General features: G+C 50.4%; 1 rRNA gene. It reads right to left on the reverse strand.

What is annotated here, in order from left to right:
• Window positions 1-234, reverse strand: a 23S ribosomal RNA gene (locus R0J92_RS26750); the annotation flags it as partial.

Genomic DNA, 234 nt, shown 5'->3' on the forward strand with positions numbered 1-234 from the left:
TAATACGTCCTTCAGAGCTTCCCATACGGGGCTGTCACCCGCTATGGCCATGCTTCCCAACATGTTCTGGTCACTAATCAGGCTCGGCTGGTCCGCGTTCGCTCGCCGCTACTAACAGAGTGTCTATTGATGTCCTTTCCTCCGGGTACTTAGATGTTTCAGTTCCCCGGGTTTGCTCTTATAAACCTATGTATTCCGTCTCTACGTACCTGATTAAGCCGGATATAAGCAGCA

The sequence above is a fragment of the Tritonibacter sp. SIMBA_163 genome (assembly GCF_046535935.1).
Lineage (GTDB): Bacteria > Pseudomonadota > Alphaproteobacteria > Rhodobacterales > Rhodobacteraceae > Epibacterium > Epibacterium scottomollicae.